Source organism: Paenibacillus amylolyticus, from assembly GCF_051136285.1.
GTDB classification, from domain to species: Bacteria; Bacillota; Bacilli; order Paenibacillales; family Paenibacillaceae; genus Paenibacillus; species Paenibacillus amylolyticus_F.
On sequence record NZ_CP194938.1, the window covers coordinates 5,523,829 to 5,546,409 of the forward strand.

The 22,581-nt window shown below is 46.7% G+C and carries 16 protein-coding genes; 14 read left to right on the top strand and 2 right to left on the bottom strand.

The window, feature by feature from the left end:
* The first annotated feature begins 45 nt into the window (after positions 1–45).
* The 5 genes from ACR8BL_RS24055 (at position 46) to ACR8BL_RS24075 (ending at position 5,412) form a co-directional block, all read left to right on the top strand.
* Positions 46–1,704, top strand: coding sequence for an ABC transporter substrate-binding protein (locus tag ACR8BL_RS24055; protein WP_434749868.1), 1,659 nt, complete (start codon positions 46–48; stop codon positions 1,702–1,704).
* Positions 1,705–1,822: 118 nt separating this feature from the next.
* Positions 1,823–2,788: an ABC transporter permease gene (locus tag ACR8BL_RS24060; RefSeq protein WP_434749869.1), complete on the top strand. Its 966-nt coding sequence runs from the start codon at positions 1,823–1,825 to the stop codon at positions 2,786–2,788.
* A gap of 13 nt (positions 2,789–2,801) precedes the next feature.
* Complete coding sequence (locus tag ACR8BL_RS24065) at positions 2,802–3,704, top strand: carbohydrate ABC transporter permease (protein ID WP_434749870.1); 903 nt, start codon at positions 2,802–2,804, stop codon at positions 3,702–3,704.
* Between the two features lie 574 nt (positions 3,705–4,278).
* On the top strand, positions 4,279–4,467 hold the full coding sequence (locus tag ACR8BL_RS24070) for a hypothetical protein (RefSeq protein ID WP_434749871.1): 189 nt from the start codon (positions 4,279–4,281) through the stop codon (positions 4,465–4,467).
* Between the two features lie 126 nt (positions 4,468–4,593).
* Positions 4,594–5,412: a purine-nucleoside phosphorylase gene (locus tag ACR8BL_RS24075; protein ID WP_434749872.1), complete on the top strand. Its 819-nt coding sequence runs from the start codon at positions 4,594–4,596 to the stop codon at positions 5,410–5,412.
* 78 nt (positions 5,413–5,490) lie between these two features.
* On the opposite strand, the gene ACR8BL_RS24080 is transcribed toward ACR8BL_RS24075, so the two are convergent.
* Positions 5,491–5,973 carry an ArsR/SmtB family transcription factor gene (locus ACR8BL_RS24080; protein WP_434749873.1) on the bottom strand — a complete coding sequence of 161 codons (483 nt, stop codon included), beginning with the start codon at positions 5,971–5,973 and terminating at the stop codon, positions 5,491–5,493.
* A 154-nt stretch (positions 5,974–6,127) separates the two neighbouring features.
* Between ACR8BL_RS24080 and ACR8BL_RS24085 the strand changes: the two genes are divergently transcribed.
* The 9 genes from ACR8BL_RS24085 (at position 6,128) to pstB (ending at position 16,968) form a co-directional block, all read left to right on the top strand.
* Positions 6,128–6,382, top strand: a complete 255-nt coding sequence (locus tag ACR8BL_RS24085) for a hypothetical protein (protein WP_434749874.1) — start codon at positions 6,128–6,130, stop codon at positions 6,380–6,382.
* 398 nt (positions 6,383–6,780) lie between these two features.
* The gene (locus tag ACR8BL_RS24090) at positions 6,781–7,011 is read left to right on the top strand and encodes an S-layer homology domain-containing protein (protein WP_434753231.1); all 231 of its coding nucleotides are present in this window, start codon (positions 6,781–6,783) and stop codon (positions 7,009–7,011) included.
* A gap of 160 nt (positions 7,012–7,171) precedes the next feature.
* A complete protein-coding gene (locus tag ACR8BL_RS24095) occupies positions 7,172–10,204 on the top strand; it encodes a hybrid sensor histidine kinase/response regulator (RefSeq protein ID WP_434749875.1) in 3,033 nt (1,010 codons plus the stop codon).
* Positions 10,205–10,222: 18 nt separating this feature from the next.
* Positions 10,223–11,407 carry a response regulator gene (locus tag ACR8BL_RS24100; RefSeq protein ID WP_434749876.1) on the top strand — a complete coding sequence of 395 codons (1,185 nt, stop codon included), beginning with the start codon at positions 10,223–10,225 and terminating at the stop codon, positions 11,405–11,407.
* A gap of 339 nt (positions 11,408–11,746) precedes the next feature.
* Positions 11,747–13,153, top strand: a complete 1,407-nt coding sequence (locus ACR8BL_RS24105) for a stalk domain-containing protein (RefSeq protein ID WP_434749877.1) — start codon at positions 11,747–11,749, stop codon at positions 13,151–13,153.
* A 118-nt stretch (positions 13,154–13,271) separates the two neighbouring features.
* Complete coding sequence (locus tag ACR8BL_RS24110) at positions 13,272–14,135, top strand: phosphate ABC transporter substrate-binding protein (RefSeq protein WP_434749878.1); 864 nt, start codon at positions 13,272–13,274, stop codon at positions 14,133–14,135.
* A 120-nt stretch (positions 14,136–14,255) separates the two neighbouring features.
* Positions 14,256–15,224: a phosphate ABC transporter permease subunit PstC gene (gene pstC / locus ACR8BL_RS24115; RefSeq protein ID WP_434749879.1), complete on the top strand. Its 969-nt coding sequence runs from the start codon at positions 14,256–14,258 to the stop codon at positions 15,222–15,224.
* A 68-nt stretch (positions 15,225–15,292) separates the two neighbouring features.
* Positions 15,293–16,129 carry a phosphate ABC transporter permease PstA gene (gene pstA, locus ACR8BL_RS24120; RefSeq protein ID WP_434753232.1) on the top strand — a complete coding sequence of 279 codons (837 nt, stop codon included), beginning with the start codon at positions 15,293–15,295 and terminating at the stop codon, positions 16,127–16,129.
* Between the two features lie 80 nt (positions 16,130–16,209).
* The gene (gene pstB, locus ACR8BL_RS24125) at positions 16,210–16,968 is read left to right on the top strand and encodes a phosphate ABC transporter ATP-binding protein PstB (RefSeq protein WP_434749880.1); all 759 of its coding nucleotides are present in this window, start codon (positions 16,210–16,212) and stop codon (positions 16,966–16,968) included.
* 132 nt (positions 16,969–17,100) lie between these two features.
* Here the strand turns inward: pstB and ACR8BL_RS24130 are convergent, their stop codons facing one another.
* A complete protein-coding gene (locus ACR8BL_RS24130; protein ID WP_434749881.1) occupies positions 17,101–22,437 on the bottom strand; it encodes a DUF7507 domain-containing protein in 5,337 nt (1,778 codons plus the stop codon).
* Positions 22,438–22,581: the final 144 nt, after the last annotated feature.

Here is a 22,581-nt window from a genome sequence, read left to right on the forward strand (position 1 = left end):
ATAATGAAATCAGTAAGGCAAACCATTTCCAAGGAGGCGCAATACATGGGGGGATTGAAGAAAAAGAAACTTTGGGGTTCCGTTTCTCTTGTTCTGGCATTAACTTTGGCACTGGCAGGATGCAGTGGAGAAGAAGCCAAAACGACCACACCCGATGGTAAGGAAATATTAAACATCTCGGCATTTATTAGTGAGCCGAATCAGGCACCGGCAGCGGATAACCGGATATACAAAAGGATTGAAGAAGAGCTGGGTGTCAAATTAAACATGGAGTTTCTGGTCGGTGACCTGCAACAGAAGCTGGGGGTTATGATTGCGGGTGGAGATTACCCGGATCTTATTACGGCAGATACCAAACTGGTTGCGGCTGGCGCGGTGATCCCGCTGGAAGATCTGATCGAGCAACATGCTCCAAACCTAAAAAAGCATTACGCAAAAGACTGGGAACGGATGAAAGATTCCAGTGATGGGCATATTTACTGGTTGCCTAACTACGGTGTATATACTGGTGAATTCATTAGTAACTATTATTCCGGACCTGCGTTCTGGATTCAAAAGCAGGTACTGAAAGAAGCCGGATATCCAACACCGAAAACACTTGATGAGTACATGAAGCTGATTCGTGATTATGCGGCTAAGCACCCGACGACATCGGATGGTCAGCCAACCATCGGTTTCACAACACTGGCTTCTGACTGGAGAACATTCCCTCTCCTTAATCCGCCAGAGCACTTGACCGGTCATCCAAATGATGGTGGTGTTGTTGTAGAAGACAAAGGTGTTGCAACCGTATTCGCGGATAAAGACATTTCAAAACGATACTATAAAGAGCTGAACAGTCTCTATAACGATGGACTGCTCGATAAAGAAGCCTTCGTTCAGAACTACGACCAGTATTTGGCGAAAATTTCTTCGGGCCGTGTTATCGGCATGTTTGATCAGCACTGGAACTTCCAGCAAGGGGAGGACCCGCTTGTAGCTCAGAACAAAATTGCTCAAACATATGTTGGCTTCCCGCTGGTTTATGACACAAGCATCAGGGATCATTACCTGGATCGTCCGGTCATTAACTTGAACAACGGTTTTGGTATCAGTAAAGATGCTAAAGATCCTGTTGCAATTCTGAAATTCCTGGATAAGTTGATGGATGAAAAGTATCAAAAGTTGCTGTCCTGGGGTGAAGAGGGCGTAGACTACATGGTTAACGATAAAGGTAGATTCTATCGTACACCTGAACAACGTCTTCAACAGGACGACCCGGCATGGAAACTGGCTAACAAAGCGGAAGGTTTCTACAAAGCATCACCGAAGCTCGAGGGAACTTTTGAGGACGGTAATGCTGTAGGAGCGCTTAACCAGCCTGAGGAATTCTACGATAGCTTGAAGCCGGAGGATAAAGAATTGCTGGATGCATACGGTTTCAAAACATGGAGTGATTTCTTCTCTCCTGCACCTGAAAACCCAGTGTATTATCCAGCGTGGCAAGTGGACTTGAAAGAAGGTTCAGATGCTTCGGTAGCCAACAAACAAATGACCGATACGTCGCTGAAGTACTTGCCTAAAGCAATCATGTCCAATGCAGATCAATTTGATTCGATCTGGAGCGAGTATGTGGACGCTTACAAGAAAATCAACGTGAAAGCGTATGAAGACCGAATCAATGAGCAATTACAATGGCGGATTCAGAACTGGACCGTGAAATAAATAAAAGCGGTTGTTAGATTGGCTCGGAAGGTGTCAGGTACATGGATATAAATCATGGCCTGTGCCTTCCGAACAATTTATCCTCAAAATCCGCGTACGTTGATAGGAGGAGTGAAAGATGGCGAATACGCCAGGAGCCATACAGGAAAAATCTGCTCCAACCGTTGTGACCAAGACGCCTCTGATGAAGCGCCTGCGCAGTCAAAAACAACTGATGTTTATGTCTCTGCCCATCGTCGCTTATATTTTGGTTTTCTCGTATTATCCGGTTTGGGGCTGGGTTATGGCGTTCCAGAATTACAGTCCAGCGAAGAAATTCTCGCAGCAGGAGTGGGTCGGACTTAAGCACTTCAAGTTTCTGCTTACGGACGACGCGTTTCTGAACGTGCTTCGCAATACGATCGCGATGAGTTTAATTAACATGATTCTTGGCTTTGTGACAGCCATTGTTTTTGCGATTTTGCTGAATGAAATCAAACACAATTTGTACAAGCGCACGATTCAAACGATCTCATATCTGCCTCACTTCCTGTCATGGATCATCGTTACGGGCATTGTAGCCAGTTCGTTATCTGTTGATGGCGGGATTGTGAACGTGGTACTGATGAAGTTAGGATTTATCAATGAACCGATTATGTGGCTCAGCGTTCCAGAGTACTTCTGGGGTATTGTCGGGGCATCACACGTATGGAAAGAGGTCGGCTGGAATGCAATCATCTATCTGGCAGCGATCACTTCCATTGACCCATCCCTCTATGAAGCGGCTGAGATTGATGGAGCTAACCGGTATAAAAAAATGTTGTATGTTACGTTGCCTGGCATCAAGTCCATCGTCATTATCTTGTTGATTATGAATATGGGATGGATTCTGGAAGCCGGATTTGAAGTACAGTACTTGCTTGGAAATGGTGTAGTTGTTGACTGGTCTCAGACCATTGACATCTTTGTTTTGAAATACGGGCTACAGATCGGTAACTATTCACTTGCTACCGCAGCCGGTATATTCAAAACCGTCGTTAGTATCACCCTGATATTTGCAGCTAACTCAATATCCAAACGATTCGGCGAAGACCGATTAATATGAGGAGGACACATCGATGGGAATAAACAAATCTCGAGTTGAGCCGATTGTCTTCCACACATTTAACGGCTTGCTGATGATCTTTATTGCAGTAGTGACCTTATATCCATTTTTGAACACGCTGGCTATTTCTTTTAATGCGGGTAACGATACGATTCGAGGCGGAATCTATTTGTGGCCGAGGGAGTGGACCAGCCAGAACTACAAAGCCGTATTTGCGGGTGGAACCATCTTCGCGGCTTTTGGGGTCTCGGTTGCCAGAACTGTACTTGGTACTGTTCTCAGCTTGTTCCTCACTTCCATGTTGGCGTATACGCTGAGCCGCAAAGACTACATTCTGCGTAAACCGATTACGATTATCGTTGTAATGACCATGTATTTCAGTGCAGGTCTCATTCCAACGTACTTCCTGATCAAAGATTTGCACTTGCTTAACAATTTCCTGGTATACATCATTCCGGGTCTGATCAGTGCGTTTAACATGATCGTTATTCGGACGTATATCCAGACGCTGCCTGAAGGACTGATTGAATCGGCCAAGATTGATGGTGCGGGAGATTTTAGAACGTTTATGTCCATCATTTTACCATTGTGTCAGCCTGTACTTGCAACGGTTGCGTTGTTCATTGCGGTAGGGCAATGGAATTCTTGGTTTGATACGTTCCTGTATGCTTCATCCAAGCAAAACCTGAGTACGTTGCAGTACGAGTTGATGAAACTGCTGTCCTCTTCTATGAACACCAACAGCAGTGCTTCGGTATCCAACGGGGCAAATTTGGGGCAAGCACGTAACATGGTTACGCCAATATCAATCCGGGCAGCGATCACTATTGTTGCAGCATTGCCAATCCTGGTCGTGTATCCGTTCTTGCAAAAGTACTTTGTACACGGATTGCAATTGGGTAGTGTGAAAGAATAGTAAGAAGCAGAAACGATGAGTTATCATCGTTAGGAAGCGAATGATAGTAGGATCTAAAGAAGTCGGCCGAATGAGGTCGGCTTTTTTGGTATACGTAGGTATCGGAAAAATGAGTAGAAAAAGACATCTAATCATTTGCTGTATATGTTATAATTTTCAATAATACGGCGTGGTCTTGTGAGTCAGCGGTCAAGAATTCGATAGGTGCTACGTTTCTAGATCTTCAGCAATTTCCTGTCTCTGTTCATATTCAATGGAATGAAGATCGAGCCGAAACGATATATCTTGAAGGGTCATAAATCTAATTCAAGATGGGGTTGAATAAGATGGAAAGCATCCGTAATAATGCGTTAACGTTTATCGGGAATTTCGCGATGGCCTATTTTATTTTTGGAGAGGGAACAATCGGTAAGCCGCTAATATTTGCGTTTTGGATGCTTATGTTGATGATGGGATTGGACTGGTACAAGAGTAGGAAGAGTCATACACTAAATTAGCATACGGTACCATGGAGCCGGTCCTGGCAGAGGATCGGCTATTTGGTGTACAATTTTGGAGAGGAGGTGCTGGATTGATGTCACGACCGATTTCGCTTGACTCATTCCGATGCTGGATGCAACGGAAACAGGAACAGTTGCAGGTGCTCCAGATCTCAACGGAAGAGAGAAAAGAGAATCCTGAAAATGAGAAGGAGTGCACTTCCGATCCTTTCGTTGGATATCTGCATGAATCGGAGAGAGCTATGGGGCAGGTCACCTTATGAACGGTGTATCGAGGAGAGAATGAGGACAACCATTTACATCCAAGCCTTTGTTCATTACACTTGATAAGTAACGCTTATAAATAGGATATACGTAATATTAATTCAGATGATCAGGAGGACGTTATTATGCATCAATCAGCACACATTCAGGAAGCACGCGATTACATATTAAACCGGATCAACACCAAGCCAGTAGTAGGTATGATTCTGGGTTCAGGACTGGGGGCACTTGCGGACGAGATTGAGAATGCAACAGTGATTCCTTATACAGAGATTCCATATTTTGCTCAATCCGAAGCTATCGGGCATGCCAATGAATTGGTGATTGGAGAATTAATGGGGAAGACAGTTGTAGCCATGAAAGGCCGCCTTCACTACTATGAAGGTTTTACCTTAGATGAAGTAACGTTCCCGGTTCGCATTATGAAGGCACTGGGCGTTGAACAACTGATCGTCACCAATGCTTGTGGTGCAGTCAACACCAGTTTTGAACTAGGCCAGCTCATGCTGATTACGGATCATATTAATCTGGTTGGCAACAATCCGCTGATTGGACCAAATAATGCTGATCTGGGTGTGCGCTTCCCGGATGTGTCTCAAGTATACAATCGTGAATTGCGCAGTATCGCACTACAGGTTGCCGAAGAGCAAAATGTAAGCCTGCAACAAGGGGTATACGCGTGGTGGAGTGGCCCAGCTTATGAAACACCTGCGGAGATTCGCATGATTCGCACGATGGGTGCGGATGCTGTAGGGATGTCTACTGTACCTGAGGCGATTGTTGCCATTCATGGCGGCATGAAGGTGCTCGGTATTTCCTGTCTGACAAACATGGCTTGCGGTATTCTGGATCAACCGCTCAGCCATGATGAAGTTATTGAGGTAGCCGCGAAAGTGAAGACAACTTTTATTGGCTTGGTTAAAGGCATTTTGCAAAAAATGTAATACAGCATCGCGCTATACTAGTAGAATCCATTCGCAGGCATTGTCTCATCAGAAACCTCTGGTGGGGCAATGTTTTTTTTACAGAAAAGAGGATGCAGGAATATATTCCTGCATCAGATTGTGCCACTTATAATTTATAAGTGGAAATATGTACCAAAAACGTCTCCGAAGGAGCTTAGAGTAACCGTGGCTAATTTTTTTGTGATCATAGTGAACGAGAACTAGACCTGCAGCTCGCAGAAAAATCAGATGATAGTGTATGGTGCTCTTCGAAAGCTTGACTTCACGGACGATCTCGGAAAAGGATAGTTGCTTACCCGCAAGCAGACGTAAAATAACTAATCGCGTCTCATCAGACAAAGCTCTTGTTAGACGCAGCAATTTAGGATCAGGCCGTCCCGGTTCTGTTGGCATGATGTCACAAGCGTAATTCGTGAAAATGACCTCGTTAAAGATGGTTGACGTGACAAAAGGACGAGCATGGTATTGGGGAATCAGAATGACCTTTTTCAACTTAAAGGTGGGATAAATGCGCCTGCCTTGTGTTGCATCTTCATACATCTCTTTATCATTAGTACCATCAAGGAGGGCACGTCTTTCCTCTGCTTCGCGAATGAGCTCATCTATGATCTGAATGAACTTGACTGAAATACTGGCTATTCCATTCTCTTAGCACCTCTAAAGTTTGGCTACGAAGTAATGAGGGTAGGCTCCGATGAACAATATATTACTTGATATTTTGGATGCTTATGGAATCCGGCTCGGACTAGAATTTGTGGGATGTCATCACTTGCGCACGCAATCGAAGAATCCGTTTCTTTGGCGTGTAGAGGATATATTGGACTGGATCGATGCGATACAGTCCAATGTAGTTCTGCTCGTCGATTCGTATCACTGGCACACGAATGGGATCATTTTGAGAGATATCATGAAGAGAATTTTAAATTTTGTTCTAGTAGTGAACGATTGAATCAAACGTGCTACCGTTTGATTCAATCGTTTTTTTGTCGTTCAAAGCTCCCCTTCGGTTCTTTTGACTTTTGTTCAGTGATTGTTAAGGATATGCTTGTATAATGAGTAATACAAAACATAATTAGAATTTATAAGAAGAAAACGCTTTGAGACCATATTATTTCAATGTTGCAAAAGTAAAAAAACGCAAAACTTTACTACTTACGCTCGTCACTGCGTTATTCTTTAGTGTTAGTTATTCAGCTTCATCAACCACAGATGCAACTACATCCATTCCGTTAAGTGCACCTACAGACATCGAGTTTTGAACAAGGAAACAACCGGAACTACTAATGACGGTGCAATGGATGCTTCTGATATTACACAATATTGGGCTAAAGAGGCGGTACTACACTACTGGCCCCTGGCATTATGAGTGTGTCAGAGCATGGCGCGTTCCGCCCAGACGATGCAGTTACACGGGCAGAGGCTTTAACCATGTTGAATCGGTTGCGGAGAGTTCTCCGATGTGGAAGGATGTGCCTGCCAGTTACTGGGCGTATGGAGCGATCCAGGCTGCATCCCAAAAGTAGCACGAAGCTTGCTGATTCTCTCAGTCTGTTCATCCATGGCAGATCATTCAATTAAGGCAGAAGGTATTACGGAAGGCATTTGCGAAGGCATCCTCGGATGCCTTTTTTCCATCTTGTATGCAGATCATCTGAATAAGCATAGACAGTTTCAGGTGTGAGTGCGAAAATAACGCTAGATTGCTATTGGTAAGATAGACGTTACTGGAGAAAGAGAGATGAAGGTCATCAGAAAGGATCGATTTTTGTTAGGGATCGGATTCATGACTTTGTTGCTCGCCCTGGTGGTCATGTGGCAGATTACGTCTGAGCAGGAGAGGCCAGTGGCTAAAAAGGGTGTGATGGACTTGGCAGGTCTGGAGTGGACAAGTCGATCCGTTATCCCGCTGGATGGAGAATGGGAGTTCTACCCGGAGCATCTGCTTACTCCCCGGCAGATTCACCTCACGCACCTAAAGCCGATGATGATGCAGGTTCCGGGTAATTGGGACGAAGAGAGCAACGGTCACGGATACACCATGAACGGTAAAAGTTATGGAACCTATCGTTTGCTCGTGAGAAACGTACCCCAAGGAGAAATGATGGCCATCGCCAAACGTTATGTTCGCTTCTCGGATGCGATGTATATCGATGGGAAATTAATGAATCGCTCCGGCATCCCGGGAGAATCTGTTGACTCCTATGTTCCGAGGAATGAACCTTACATGGTCTATTTTCATCCGGATCGCTCCGAGATCGAAATCGTGCTGCAAGTTGCCAATTTTGATTTTCGTAGCGGCGGAATCTACAATTCGATTGATCTGGGCCAAGGCCGTTATATGGAGGCCAGAGCGATGATTCAATCGGGGCTTGAGTTACTGATCATTGGGATCGTAGGCATCTTCAGCTTATTGTTCTTCTATTTATATGTACGTCTGCATCGGGATGGCATTCAACTTCTGTATGCATTGTTCTTTATCGGTTTTGCCTTGACCGTGGTAACCAACGGTGAGCGTTTGCTGTTACATCTGGTGCCGGACTTCTCCTTTGAACTGGTTTACAAGCTGAAATATATAGCTGTTTATGGCTTGTCCGTCATTGCAAGCTTGATCACTTGGAGACTGGTTCCTGATAATAGAGTTTGGTGGAAAAAGTGGAGGATGATTCCCAGTGTCATGTTGACTCTGTATCTCGGTTTAATCACGATATCTCCATTCCGTGTATATTCGTCTATCCAGGAAGTGATGTATGCTGTTAATGTCTGCGCCTATGCAGTGTCTTTCATTGTCATTCTTCGTCAGTATATTCGAACAAGTGATGAAAAACGGACCCGTTCTGAGGCCCAGTTGCTGATTGTCTGCATCTGGCTCATGCTGGTCAATTATGTTCTGGGCGTCATCGTAACTTGGTATCCGGTCAGTCAGGTGTTACTGAACTGTACAACCATCGTGATTCTGGGCACATTTGCAATGCTGCTAATTTATCAGTATGTGCAGGCGTATGCCTCTATGCAGCGCCTTACCCGCCAGCTGCAAGTGGCGGATAAGGCAAAGGATGAGTTTTTGCTGCTGACTTCACATGAGTTAAACTCGCCGCTGCACAGCATCATTCATCTATCTCGTTCTCTTTTGACAACGTCCATGAAACGAACGAATGAACTGGAGATCAGGTCCAAGCTTCAATTAATCCGAAATACGGCTTATCGGATGTCCAATCTGGTTAATGATCTCATCGATGTGTCAAGGTTCAGGGATGGCGCCGTGAAAATTTCACTGGGCACCGTTGATCTGGTTTCATGTTTTTCGCTCGTTACAGAGGTACTGGGGTTTCTGGCGTCTGGCAAGGAGATCGTTATCGTCCGCAGAGTGGAGCCAGATGCAAGGTACGTTACAGCCGATGAGACTCGGCTGCTGCAAGTATTATATAACCTGGTCTATCACATGATGGGGCAGTATCATCATGGAGAGTTGATTTTTGCCAGTGAACGGGATCGAACTGCGATTCGAATTATGTTACATATGAAAGCAGAGCAGGGATTAGGCTCTCGGCTGGGTCCAGGAGGTTTGGATACGACTTCAGCACAGGCAGAGCGAACAGCTGCCGGATTGTCAGCGGCATTCGAGATTGTCAGTGCGATGGGAGGAAAACTAACGATTAATGAAGAGGAGGCATGGATTACCCTTGAGCTTCCGCCGGCTTCAGATGCTGACATGAGTCTGTTAGAAGCAGCAGTTGGTGAAGAGACGTATATGGGGGAGGAGAAAAGAGTGGAAGGCATGAGTTCAGCTCACGTATTGATTGCAACATCTGACCTCGTAGACCTGGAACAGCTGAATACATTGCTTTCTGCGGAAGGGTTTCAACTAAGCTTTGCAGACAATCATACCAAAGTGAGTTCTGTTCTGGCTGGCGGCAGACAGCCAGATCTGGTGATCCTGGATGCCATGCTGCCTGAAATAACCGGGTATGAGATGTGCAGACGGATACGTATGGATTTCAGCCAGGCGGAACTACCGGTGTTGTTTATTAACATGCGAAGTACACCAGCGGACATTGAGGCCTGCATTCAGGCTGGCGGCAATGATTTTATTACCCGTCCTCTGGATGCCGGGGAGATTCTGGTTCGTATTCACATGCTGCTTGGCATGAAGCAGCTTGTGAAGCAAGCCGCGAATAACGAGATGGCGTTTCTGCGTTCGCAGATCAAACCGCATTTTTTATATAATGCTCTGGGAACAATTATGTCCCTGTGTTTTACGGATGGACCACGAGCTGGAGAATTGCTGGGCAGTTTCAGTCGTTATCTGCGAATTTTGTTTCATCTGGATAATACAGAAGAACTGATTCCACTCCGTCAGGAGATGGAGTTGATTCAGGCTTACGTTGAGATTGAACAGGAGCGTTTTGGCTCACGTCTTCAGGTTGAATTGAATGTGGACAGCACGCTGTATCTCTGCAAAGTGATGCCACTTCTGATTGAGCCTCTGGTGGAGAATGCCATTCGACATGGCGTATCCAAAAAAATTGATGGCGGTAAAGTGACCCTCTCTATTCACAGACATCAGGAGCAAGTTCAGGTTGTAGTTGAGGATGACGGCATAGGCATGTCGCAAGAGCAGGTTACACTTGTTCTAAACAGAAACCAATCGGATCAAGGAATAGGCCTGCAAAATGTGCAGAGGCGCCTGAAGCACTTGAACGGGCAAGGGCCTGTGATTCAGAGCGAGCTTGGTCAGGGTACCAAAATTAGGATTGAATTTCCTTATCAATAATAGAACAGGGGGAGGATTGTGCTACAAGCCTATTTGGTGGACGATGAGCCGCATGCGCTCAACATGCTGGAGATGTTCTTGGACAGAACAGGAGAGGTTCATGTTGCTGGCCGCTGGATGAATGGTTTCGAGGCGCTGAACGCTCTGGGCAATGCACGTCCCGACATCTGGTTCGTGGATATCGAGATGCCAGGCATGAGTGGATTGGAGCTCGCAGCTAACATTCATGAGGTAGATCCGGATGCGGTGATTGTGTTTGTCACGGCGTATGATCAATACGCTGTTGCTGCTTTTGAACATGAAGCACTGGATTATCTGCTTAAACCGATCGAGATGGGACGTTTATCCCGCACGATTGATCGAATTTTAAGAGAGACTAAGAAAGAGCACGAGAAGCAGAAGCAGACTAAAACCTTGATTGATTCACCGAAACTTACTGCGAACCGGCAAGATGCAGACAACCATGGGGAAGAACATTACTTATTTGTGCAGATGTTTGGAAAAATGCGGGTGACGCCGACGAGTGGTGATTCAGTCATGTGGCGTACAGCGAAGGAGAAGGAACTGTTTGCTTATCTGCTGCTGCAAGACCCTGACGCCAATGAAGTTCACCGGGATCAGATTATTGAAGATTTGTGGCCAGATGAGCGTTATGAAAAGGCTAAAATTTATTTGCATACCTGTGTCAGCCTGCTACGCAAAAACCTCAAGAAGCTGGGTATGGAACAGATGATCAGTTATAGGAATGAGCAGTATGCTATAGATAAAAAGAGAATTCGTGCTGATATCTATGATGTGCTGGATGTGCTGGAACGCATACAACGTGAGGGAAATGTGCCGCTGGAGCAGATGGATCGGACCTTGCACATGTATCAGGATGAACTTCTCGCGCAGGAAGATTATCCATGGGTGTACGAGCTTAGTCAGAGGCTGGAGCGAAATGTCCTGGAACTGCTACTGACCCTATCGGAGAAGCAATTGGCGCTGGGGAATGGGAAGAAAGCAACAGAGGCAGCCGAGCGGGCTATGGGGCATTCGCCTTATGAGGAAGAAGCCTATCGGTGCGCTATGAAAGCTTATTTATCCTTGGGAAAGCATGATCAGGTGCTGCGAATTTATCGAGATCTGGAAGCGAGGCTGAACGAATTGCACATTGGCCCTTCTGCGGTGACCAAACGTTTATATGAGCAAATTAAAGTCTAAGTTGTGAGGGGAAACCTTGCTAATACAGCATGATATACGATCAGACGAATTCAATAAGACGATCCAATGATTGAATAGGACGTGTCCGGATGAAACCATTTCACCGGCACGTTTTTTTGTTTTATGAAAACATTGACAATACGTTAACAATTCCAAGATTTCCCGTTTACAAATCACTTCTATAATTACAAACGTGATAGGTCATTTTTACTACGAACGTGGATGGTTTGGGGGGATGAGCGGACAAGCTCTCATATTGACGATACATGCAAATATACCTAGCAGGGCACAGCAACATCAGGCAAGATTATATGGAGAAAAGAAGGGTGACAAAAGCCAATGTCAATGAAAAAGGTCTTTGTAGTGTCCATGGTAGCCACAGTATTAACAACTTCTGTGGTCGGTGCAGTATCGGCTGCTCCTGCAGCAAAACCTGCGGCTAGTACGAGTGCAGCACAGGTGAAAAACTCCACGTTTACCATAAACGGTAACAGTGTCATGGTACGTTCCATTGTGAAAAATGGAGAAACGTTAGTCGCTGTTCGCGACGTCATCAAAGCGATTGGTGCACAGGCTGAAGTTGCCAGCGGAGCAACGGTGATTCAATTGAATGGTCACACAGTCAGCTTACAAAACAAGTCCAAACAACTCGTCGTAGATGGTACAAAGGTAAATTTGAACCAGCCGGTTACGATCATTGGAGGAGTGAGTTATGTTGCACTTCGTCCGTTGGTATCCGGGGTAGGTGGAACCGTTGGTTTGAAAAACGGTCAGCTTGAAGTCAGCACGATTGCTCTAATTGAAGGTACAGAGAACCCACGCTTTGCCGGAGCACATGAGCTAATTGTCTCCAAAAATGACGATGAGGGCAGAAGTGATTATCTCATCAATACGGCTACTGGAAAATATGAGCTGTTGTTAACGACTGAAGGTGGTTCAGACCTCGTTGTGTCCCCAAGCGGCAATCAAGCAGCCTATACGAATGCAGAAGGAGCCGTGTACGTTATCGACCTGAAAACGAAGGCTTCCAAGCTCATTACGAATGATACAAGCATCAAACCGGAACTGGTCTGGTCTGCGGATGAGAGTTCGATCTATTTCCTGCAAGGGGATAAAGGATCGGTGATTGCCAACCTGAATCTGGCAGACGGCTCCATCAAGAAACTGGTGGAAGATAAAGTCGATTACAAGGAAAACCTGAATGTATCGGCAAGCGGCAAACGATTCGTCTACACCGTAACCACACTGGGTAAAGTAACAGCGGATTCGACCAATGTAGATGAAGACAATGTAGACATTGATTTCTCAGCCAATCAACAGCAATTATTTTCATATAACAACGGTTCTGGAAAATCGGTTGCTGTGAAGTTGACTACTTCAACCGATGATAAAGTATTTATCTATTCGGCAGATGGACAGAAAGCTTATTACGTAAGCGTACCGTCTGAGGATGGTAATGCTTCACTGATGTCTGTAGATGCATCCCAGAAGCCAGTCACCGTGTATAACGAGCATGATGTAGAACAAGCAGTTCTGTCAGGTGGTACCTTATACGTACTTGCTGCGCAGGATGACAAGAATAGTGTGATTCTGTCCATCGATACGGTAACCGGACAACAATCCAAGCTGTATACCGTGTCCTCTGATGTATCTTCTATCGTTGTGAAGGGTTCACAGATTGCTGTTGTTGAGAACGGACGAGTGCTGGTGCAAGCAGATGGCAGCTGGAAAGCTGTAACGAAGTAAAAAACTGTAGTAGAAACAGATGCTCCTAAATGAATGAAGTTGAACAGGAAAATGATAACCCTATATGAAATGTACTGAAAACTAAAATGAACGTTAAATTCGAGAGGAGCTTTTTACAATGAAAAAATGGATTAAACCTTTCACAGCCATGCTGATGGCTGTATCCCTGGTTGGTGGACTTGGTGGTGCAATGACAGCATCGGCTGCCAAGAGCACAGAGAAAGGCAAAATTGTCATCAATGGATCTTCTGCACTCCTTCCATTGACACTTCAAGCTGCAAGTGAATTCAAGAAAGACAATCCAAAAGTTAAAATCTCGGCATCGGCTGCCGGTTCCGTGACGGGCCCACAATCTGTTCGTAAAGGCATTGCAGACATCGGCGCGGTAGACTGGGATGCATCCAAGGACGTGCCTGGCTTCAAAAAATTCGATGGACAGGTTGCTCATCCGGTAGCCGTAACGGTATTCACAGCGGTTGTGAACACGAACGTAGGTGTAAGCAGTCTGACAACGAAACAATTGCAAGACATCTTCTCCGGCAAAGTAACCAACTGGAAAGAAGTTGGCGGTGCAGATGGTAAAATCGTGGTCGTTAACCGTAAGTTCGGATCAGGTACACGTGTTAACTTCCAACAAAAAGCACTCGACGGCAAAGATTTCATGAACAAAGGGGACAACTACAAAGAGGTAGGTTCAAGCGGTGACATGAAAACAACGATCGAAACGACACCTAACGCGATTGGTTATATCGACCTTCCCTATGTAACAAGCAAAATGAAAGCTGTATCCATCAATGGCGTGGCTCCAACAGAGAAAAACGTCCTGAACAAAACCTACAAAGTATGGGGTATCGGGTACTACATGACCAAGGGTCAACCAACGGGTGCAACAAAATCATTTATCGAATACATTCAAAGCAGCAAGTTCCAGAACGGTTCCCTGAAAAAGCTGAAATTCATTCCGCTTGCAGCCGTTAAATAAACGTCCAGTCTGGTTCAGATCAGATTTCAACTCAACATCCTGCAATTCATACGAAAGGGATAGCCAGCTTCCGCGCGTGGTCGCCAAGCTGGCTTCTCTATGTGAAAGGAAGAGTCCTCTATGATGGAAATGAATCCACCGGCGAACAGCCCGGCTCCGAATGAGCTTGCTACAAGCTTGGGTAAAGCGCCCGAGAAGAGAAGGCGTTTTGACCGCAAAGCACGCCTCCGGTGGTCTAACCGCATGTTTCGTATCCTCTGCATCGGCAGTGCGGCCTTTGTCTGCCTCGTTCTGCTCTGTATTCTGGTGCTTATGCTTCGCACAGGTGTCCTGACTTTTGCAGACGTCTCCCTGAAGGAGTTCTTTTTCTCCACGAACTGGGACCCGGAAAATGAACATTATGGCGCACTGACCTTTATTTTGGGTACCTTTGCTCTCACTGGACTTACGATGCTGATGGCGATTCCACTATCGATTATCATTGCTGTATTCCTGGCGGAAATGACACCAAAATGGCTTCGTCGCCTGCTGCGTCCGGTGCTGGATCTGCTGGTGGGTATCCCTTCCGTGGTATATGGATACCTCGGTTTGACGGTTCTGATTCCATGGCTCAGGGACTTGAGCGGGCGTGATCTGGCAGATGGTCTGCTTGCAGCGTCTATCGTGCTAACAATCATGGTACTGCCGACGATTAGCCGGATTAGTGATGATGCCATCTCCGCCGTGCCGAACAAATACCGGGATGCGGCGTATGCACTCGGTACGAATCGGTTTCAAACGATTACCCGTGTTGTGCTTCCTGCGGCAAGAGGCGGTATTATGTATGCCGTGATTCTGGGCATGACACGTGCCATTGGTGAGACCATGGCGGTCGTCATGGTTATTGGCAATACGGCGCAGCTGCCGACCAGTCTGTTTACGCCAACCGCAGTTCTGACCAGTAACATTGTGATGCAGATTTCCAGCGTGGAGTTTGATTCGATCTGGAATCATGGCTTGTACATGATGGGCTTTATTTTGCTGGCGATCTCTATCCTGATGATCGTTGCCGTGAGAATGCTGCAGAAGAAAGGGGGACGTCATTTGTGAACGTGAAAAGAGAGATTAACCCGGCTTCTGCGTATTCCTTTGGCAAACGGCGAGCGTCCTCGGCATGGATGGATCGGATGTTTACGGGTACGGTGTGGGGTATTGGTATCATCGTCATTTTATTTATTGTTGGATTATTGTTTTTGTTGCTGCAAAAAGGCTTGCCGATGCTCAGCTGGGATTTCTTGTACGGCGTACCGAGTGAGATCGAAGAAGGCGGGGGCATTGGCCCCGCGCTGTTTAACTCTTTCTACGTACTGATTCTATCTCTTCTGATTTCGATTCCGATTGGGCTTGCAGCAGGCATTTACCTGGCTGAATTTGCACCAAACAACAAATTGATTGAGGTTGTACGTATTTGCGTGGAGGGACTGTCGTCCGTGCCATCGATTATATTTGGTTTGTTTGGGATTGCACTATTCGTCGAGTATTTCGAGATTGGTCTGACCATTCTTGGAGCCGCCGTTAGCCTTGCCTTCCTGAACTTGCCTGTATTAACGCGGGTGACAGAGGAAGCGGTTCGTGCTGTACCAAACGAGCTTCGCAATGGTTCGTTTGCACTGGGTGCAACGCATCTGCAGACGATTCGGCAGGTCGTGCTTCCGGTTGCGCTGAACGGAATCATGACAGGGATCTGTCTGACCGCAGGCCGTGCTTTTGGCGAAAGTGCCGTTATTATTCTGACTGCGGGTGTATCCACGTCCGGAGAGATGTGGGATTTCAATCTGTTATCGCCAGGCGGAACGCTGGCTGTGCATCTGTGGTATATCCAGTCCGAGGCCATCGTGCCGGATGCGGAGCAGATTGCCCAGAAATCAACGGCGGTGCTGATCTTTGTCGTGCTGCTTATCAATATTTTGTTCCGCGTGCCGCTGTGGTTCAACTCTCGTAAAAATCAAGTGTAACGTAGAGCTAAAGTCTGTGGGGCGAACCTGTTATGTCTGCTGAAAAAATAGTATATTCCAATTCAACGCCAGGAGGGCACATGGTGCAATCGATTATTGAAACGAATAAGCTGAACTTATTTTACGGTACCTTTCAGGCGCTGAAAGAAGTATCCATTGAAATTCCGGAACGCGCCATTACGGCGTTTATCGGTCCATCCGGCTGTGGCAAATCCACGTTGCTGCGCACTCTGAACCGTATGAATGACCGCATTCCCGGCACACGTATCGAGGGAACCGTAGCTGTTGGTGGAACAGATATCTACAGTGGTGATGTGCATGTGGAGACACTGCGCAAGAAGATCGGTATGGTCTTCCAGTCGCCGAATCCTTTTCCGAAATCGATCTATGACAACATTGCATTTGGACCAAGACAACACGGGATTCATGGCAAAAAAAAGCTTGATGAGATCGTGGAACGCAGCCTACGTTCCGCTGCTCTCTGGGACGAAGTGAAAGACAACCTGAAGCGCTCGGCGCTTAGTTTGTCAGGTGGACAACAGCAACGTTTATGCATCGCTCGTGCTCTAGCGGTCGAACCGGATATCCTGCTGATGGATGAAGCCACGGCCTCTCTTGATCCGGTCTCCACCTTCAAGATTGAGGAACTGACACATGAGTTGAAGGAGCGTTACACCATCGTCATGGTTACCCACAACATGCAGCAAGCTGTGCGTGTCTCCCAGCAGACCGTGTTTTTCCTGAACGGTGAAGTTGTAGAGTATTCGCCTACGAAGAGCATGTTCTCCGAACCCGTCGATGCGCGCACACAGGATTATATCAGCGGCCGATTTGGGTAAGGTGAAATCATTGTAGGATAAGGGTGCAGGTCTTTCACACCATGTCTGAGCGTTAAAGGGCCATTTCCCAAAAGGAGTGGCCCTTGTTCAGTTTTGGTGCAGAAACTGAGGCAGAATTCGGTCGGTACCGAGTTATTCCTCCTGTTCCGTAATCTCGACATCGGTTTTGTTGGAGGACAGAAACGAAGGTAACAGGCTGCCGTCAGGCAGAGCGATATAGAAATGAAGGGAAGCCTGATTCGCCAGCCTGTAGTTCTTGGGAACCCTGTGAACCAACACATTAAATTGAACGTCAACGGTTCCTTTTGGCGGAATGGTTTCCAGTGACAGCCCTTTGGTAATATCCGCATCTGGCTTGAGCTGACCGTTTACCACCACACTCCCCGCAATAAAAACAGACTCTGCTTGAATGGTATCCCTTAACGTTATCTCCGTTGCAGATAATGAACTTTCGTTCTGAATGAGAATCTTGTAACGAAGGTGAGTGTTGACTTCGACTTCTGGTTTGTTCGCACTTTTCACAATCGTAAGCTGAGGCAATCGGCTGGATATCACCACGGTATTGGATTGAAGTGACCCTGCTGCGGTCTGGCCCTGGGCCTGAAATATAGCTTTAAATTGATTAATGATATTGCCGCTCACAGGCTGATTGATCACGATGACCTGGAACGTCACATTGGCTATCCCCCCGGGCAGAAGAGATGTGATGAAGATGCCTGCTGCCGGATTGGCTCCAGTGAGCGGCTGTCCGTCCAATCGTACACTTCCCTCAACAAAACGGGTTCCAGTCGGTATGTGATCGGTGATCGTAACCTGAACGATTGTATTTCCCGTATTGGTAACGACGGCCTGATATGTGATGGTGTCGCCCACAATAACCGAAGTTTTGTCCGCTGTTTTATGAAGGGTAACCTGTGTTGTTGAATGGGAAGTCACCAGTACGTTGACCGGATTGGATTGAATGGTGAAAACCGTCTGTCCCAACGTATAACGAAGGTTCGCCTGATTGATAATGGGTGAAAGCGTCGTGTTGGCGTTCACGCTGACTTGAAAGGACATGGCCGCATTACCTCCTGGCGGAATTATACCAAGAGTGATTCCATTCGCAGTGCTTGCCGACGGTGCTGATACTCCGTTAACGACAACACTGCCCGTTACAAATGATGTTCCTGGGGGAGCTGGGTCAGTTAATACAACGGAACTTATAGGCGATTGATTATTATTGCGTATTAGTATGGTATAGGTAATAACATCCCCAGGTAAGGCATCAGGCCTGTTCGTTGTTTTGTTGATCGTTACATTGGGATTACTTATATAGAGGACCACTGCATTGGATGGTGAGTTGTTCGTTAGTGTTCTTCCGTCTGCGGTAAGGAAAGTAAAGCTTGCAGTCGCCTGATTTACAATCTCCAGACTTGGAGGTATGGAGATAAGGGTTACCGAGAAGGATACTTCAATCTGCTGCCCCGGAGCAATCGTTCCCAAGGGAATGCCAGTACCCGGCGTTGCTGTGGGCAAACTGCTGCCATGGGATACGACACTACCCTGTACAAAGGTCGTATTGGATGACAAGATATCAAACAAAGTTACCTGGGCTGGAACCTGACCTGAATTACTGACAGTAAACAGATACTGAACCGTATCTCCAATCTGTACATTCTGAGTGCTTGCCGCTTTGACAATTGTGATGACCGGAATATCCACAGGTGTTGTCACTGCATTGGATACTACGTTATCTGTGAAATCTCCTGTAGTGAATCGAACCTGGGCCTGATTGGTTACAAGGACAGGTACAGGCTCGTTAAGAACACTTTCATTAACGATAACTTGGAGAGTGACGGTGGCTGTGCCATTTTGTATGATTGAACCAATCGTTATGCCTGCAGCCGGATTGGCATCGGGTATAACCGTGCCACCTACAGTAACACTTCCTGGAACCAATGTGGTACCGGCCGGAATTGAGTCCGTAAGCACAACATCGGTAATCGGTGTTGATACATTATTTTGGATCAAAATCGTATAAGTGATGGTTTCACCAATCTGAACACGCTGGGCAGGTGTTGATTTCACTACGGATATAATATCATCAGCGGTAACCGGGATCGAGACGATATTGGATAATACACTGTCACTGAGAATGCGACCGTCTGGCACAAGGGCAATATAGTCAGCTCTGGTTCGATTGTTCAGCACAGGCGGATCAGGAAGCGAAGTGACTGCAGCCTGAAATGTAACATTGACAGGAAATTCACGAGATATCGTGCCTAGAATAATTCCTGTCACCGGACTGGTCCCGCTCCAACGATTCCCGTTAATGAATACACTGTTTTGCACAAACGTCTCTCCCGGCGGAAGCGGGTCTAACAATATGACATCTGCATTCAGATTCCCCGTGTTGGTAATGAGTAAAGAGTAAGTAATGGTATCTCCCACAACCGCATTGGATTCGGAAGCGGATTTCTCGATCGTAATAATTGGACTATATACGGGAATGGTGACGATATTGGACAAGTTCTCGATAGTAGTTGTTCCGACAATAAAATTGATGCTTGCCTGGTCTGTCAAGTTAAAAGGATTGGGCAGAGGTACGGGCAGATCGGTAACACTGACCTGAAAGGTAACGACAACCTGGCTATTGCCGGGAATGCTGCCGATATTAATACCGGCGGAAGGATCAGCTCCCGGAATGACCGTCCCGTTCAGGGTTACGCTGTCTGGAACAAGCACGGAGCCGGCTGAGATTGAGTCCGTAAAAATGACGTTATTGACCGTGAAACTTTCAATATTATCGATAATAACGGTGTAAGTGATCACATCTCCGTCCACAGCATCAATCACATCAGCACTTTTGGTTACAATCGGGTCCGGGGCAGATATCGGTATGATGATCTCATTGGACGGTGAGCTCCCTGGAATGACCCGGCCATCCGGTGGACTAAATGTATAGTCTGTTACTGCCTGATTGGTTAACTCTTGATTGGCAGGCAGTGTATTCACGATGATCTGAAACGTAACGAACAGGGATTCCCCCGGAGCCAGCGTTCCTAACGGAATGCCGACATTAGGATCAGCCGCAGGCAATGGAATGCCATTGGATATCACGGTCCCTGGTACAAAGGCGGCATCTGGAGGAATCACATCCGTCAATGTTGAGTCTGCGGCAATATTGCCAGAATTCGTGACATTGAATTGGTACGTCACGGTCTGACCGACAGTTGAAAAGGTGGGATCTGAGCTTTTGGTTGTTGTAATGACGGGCTGATATACGGGTATTACCAAAGGATCAGAGAAGGATGCTTGCTCGAACGGTCCACTCGTAAAAGTAACCTGTGCCTGATCTTCCAGATCGGGCGGATCGGGTAAAAAAGTAACGCTAGTGCTGAACGTGACGGTGACAGACACACCGGGCCCAATCGTTCCAAGATTAACCCCTGTTACCGGATCTGCTGCGGGCTGAACAATTCCATCAACGATTACACTGCCCGGAATAAATGTCGATCCGGGTGGAATGACATCTGCAAATACAACGTTGTCAATCGGATCGGTGTCTGAATTTGTGATAACAACGGTGTACGTTAGTGTATCTCCTACAACAGCATCAATGGCATTGGCCGTTTTGGTGACACTTACCAGCGGAGTGGATACAGTCACGGTTACGTTGTTGGACACAGATGCGTCTGTGATTACACGCCCATCAGGCAGTTGAGACGTATAGTTGGCAGTACCCTGATTCGTTAAGTCAAACCCGCGCAGCAGTCCATTCACCAGTACCTGGAATGTGATGGTTACCGTTTCACCAATGGCGACATTTCCAATGTCTATCCCAGAAACGGGATCAGCCGCAGGCTGCAACGTCCCGTTAACCGTGACACTCCCTGGTACAAAGCTGGAGCCTTCCGGTATCGGGTCGGTCACGGTGCTGACTGCATCAATATTTCCGACATTGGTTACAACCAGTGTATATGTCACCGTACTGCCAACTAGTGCATTGGCTGTATCTGCGCTTTTCTCAATCGTGATGTCCGGCTGAAAGACAGGTATCGTTACTGCGTTAGATGGAGCCTCATTGGAGATGATGGGGCCATCGAGAACCGTAGGTGCTGTGTAGCCTACTTTCGCTTGGTCGAATAGACGAGGTGGCGTAGGCAGCGAGGTTATCTGGAATTGGAATGTAACAACGACCGAGGTGCCTGCCGGAAGATTACCGACAAAAATGCCGGTTATAGGTTCCGTTCCTGGCTGGGAGACACCATTAATTGTCACACTATCGGGGATAAACGAGCTGCCTCCTGGAATATTGTCGAAAACAACTACATCCGTAGCGTTCGAAGCGGAGGTGTTCTCTACAAGAACGGAATACGTAATAATGTCTCCAACAATGGCGTCCTCTTCACTTGCCGTTTTCGTAGCCGTGATCACAGGTGTATTAATATCGATCTGCAGCGCAAAGGAATCGACCAAATAACCATCACCCGATGTGGTCAGACGCAATAAAGCTGAAGTCTGGGTGTTTCTTAATGTGCTGCTCACATCTACATTCGTAATATCCCAGCCTTGCCGTCCACCAACAATATCGGTTCCAGGCGTACCGTTAATCTGGTTCCGATTGCCGAAAGTACCCGTGGTGTCCAGTGCCCCGGTATCTCCGTTGATCTGGGAAGCGAAGAAATTGGTTGCAAAATTGTTAGGGCCGGATAACGCCGTGAGATTTGAGACTGTAGGACCAAACAGGGCTTGGTCTCCTGTTATTCTTGCATCGCCCTCTTGTGCTCCGAGTAAGGCTCTGCCTGCCAAGGGACCAGAAAAGGGGGTTGCGAAGCCCTCAATCGGTGTAGTAACGGGACCTGATGTGGCAAGAATAACCTCGGCTCCTACTCGAATCGAGAGATTACGCAGGGGAAGAGCTGGATTGCGATAAATGACACCTAGTGTCCAACCCGCATGATTGGAATTAGGGTCCGGAATAGATAATGTTCCTACAACTCCGCCTGTAACATATGTACCCGCACCCCCTGCTCGGATCAGATCGGTTACGTCGGATGATCTTACATAAGCGAAGGTTCTTGGAAATCCAGAGGCCGTTGAAAGCAAGACTTCTCTAGCTGTGGCTGGATCAGGAGAGACGGTTGTTACACCGACAGGTGTCGTCAGAATAACATCTTTGTTAATAAACGCCGAATTGTTCTCCTGGTTATCAATGTAGGTTCCGCCCCAGATTAACTCCGCGTAGAGAACCGTACTTCCCGCAGGCAGATTCAGAATGGCAGCCGAGCTGTTGTTCTGAAACATGTTGGTGGTTCCAGGGGGATAAGTGCCAAACTGCACACTCGTATCCGTGATAATATAAGCGCCAATGCTGTCCACCGTGCCCGGAACGCCAACGGTATTGGATCGACTTAGTCCTAACGTGTTGCCTGTGAACGTGACGGATCCGGTATCATTAATGACGTACCTTTCAATAAAAGCCACTATTGCCACACCCTTCTTCATAGTTTCCACTTTAATCAATATATTAGGCCGAGAAAAATTTATGTGGAAGTACAGGCCGATTTTGGGTAGAAATGCAATACGTATAGTATGACTACGTTTTAATTCACAAAAATAAAGAACGCG

Excerpts from the sequence above, each read along its gene's own strand:
- ACR8BL_RS24055 (WP_434749868.1), top strand. The coding sequence starts at position 46 with ATGGGGGGATTGAAGAAAAAGAAACTTTGGGGTTCCGTTTCTCTTGTT.
- ACR8BL_RS24060 (WP_434749869.1), top strand. The coding sequence starts at position 1,823 with ATGGCGAATACGCCAGGAGCCATACAGGAAAAATCTGCTCCAACCGTT.
- ACR8BL_RS24065 (WP_434749870.1), top strand. The coding sequence starts at position 2,802 with ATGGGAATAAACAAATCTCGAGTTGAGCCGATTGTCTTCCACACATTT.
- ACR8BL_RS24070 (WP_434749871.1), top strand. The coding sequence starts at position 4,279 with ATGTCACGACCGATTTCGCTTGACTCATTCCGATGCTGGATGCAACGG.
- ACR8BL_RS24075 (WP_434749872.1), top strand. The coding sequence starts at position 4,594 with ATGCATCAATCAGCACACATTCAGGAAGCACGCGATTACATATTAAAC.
- ACR8BL_RS24080 (WP_434749873.1), bottom strand. The coding sequence starts at position 5,973 with ATGTATGAAGATGCAACACAAGGCAGGCGCATTTATCCCACCTTTAAG.
- ACR8BL_RS24085 (WP_434749874.1), top strand. The coding sequence starts at position 6,128 with ATGAACAATATATTACTTGATATTTTGGATGCTTATGGAATCCGGCTC.
- ACR8BL_RS24095 (WP_434749875.1), top strand. The coding sequence starts at position 7,172 with ATGAAGGTCATCAGAAAGGATCGATTTTTGTTAGGGATCGGATTCATG.
- ACR8BL_RS24105 (WP_434749877.1), top strand. The coding sequence starts at position 11,747 with ATGTCAATGAAAAAGGTCTTTGTAGTGTCCATGGTAGCCACAGTATTA.
- ACR8BL_RS24110 (WP_434749878.1), top strand. The coding sequence starts at position 13,272 with ATGAAAAAATGGATTAAACCTTTCACAGCCATGCTGATGGCTGTATCC.
- pstC (WP_434749879.1), top strand. The coding sequence starts at position 14,256 with ATGATGGAAATGAATCCACCGGCGAACAGCCCGGCTCCGAATGAGCTT.
- pstA (WP_434753232.1), top strand. The coding sequence starts at position 15,293 with ATGGATCGGATGTTTACGGGTACGGTGTGGGGTATTGGTATCATCGTC.
- pstB (WP_434749880.1), top strand. The coding sequence starts at position 16,210 with ATGGTGCAATCGATTATTGAAACGAATAAGCTGAACTTATTTTACGGT.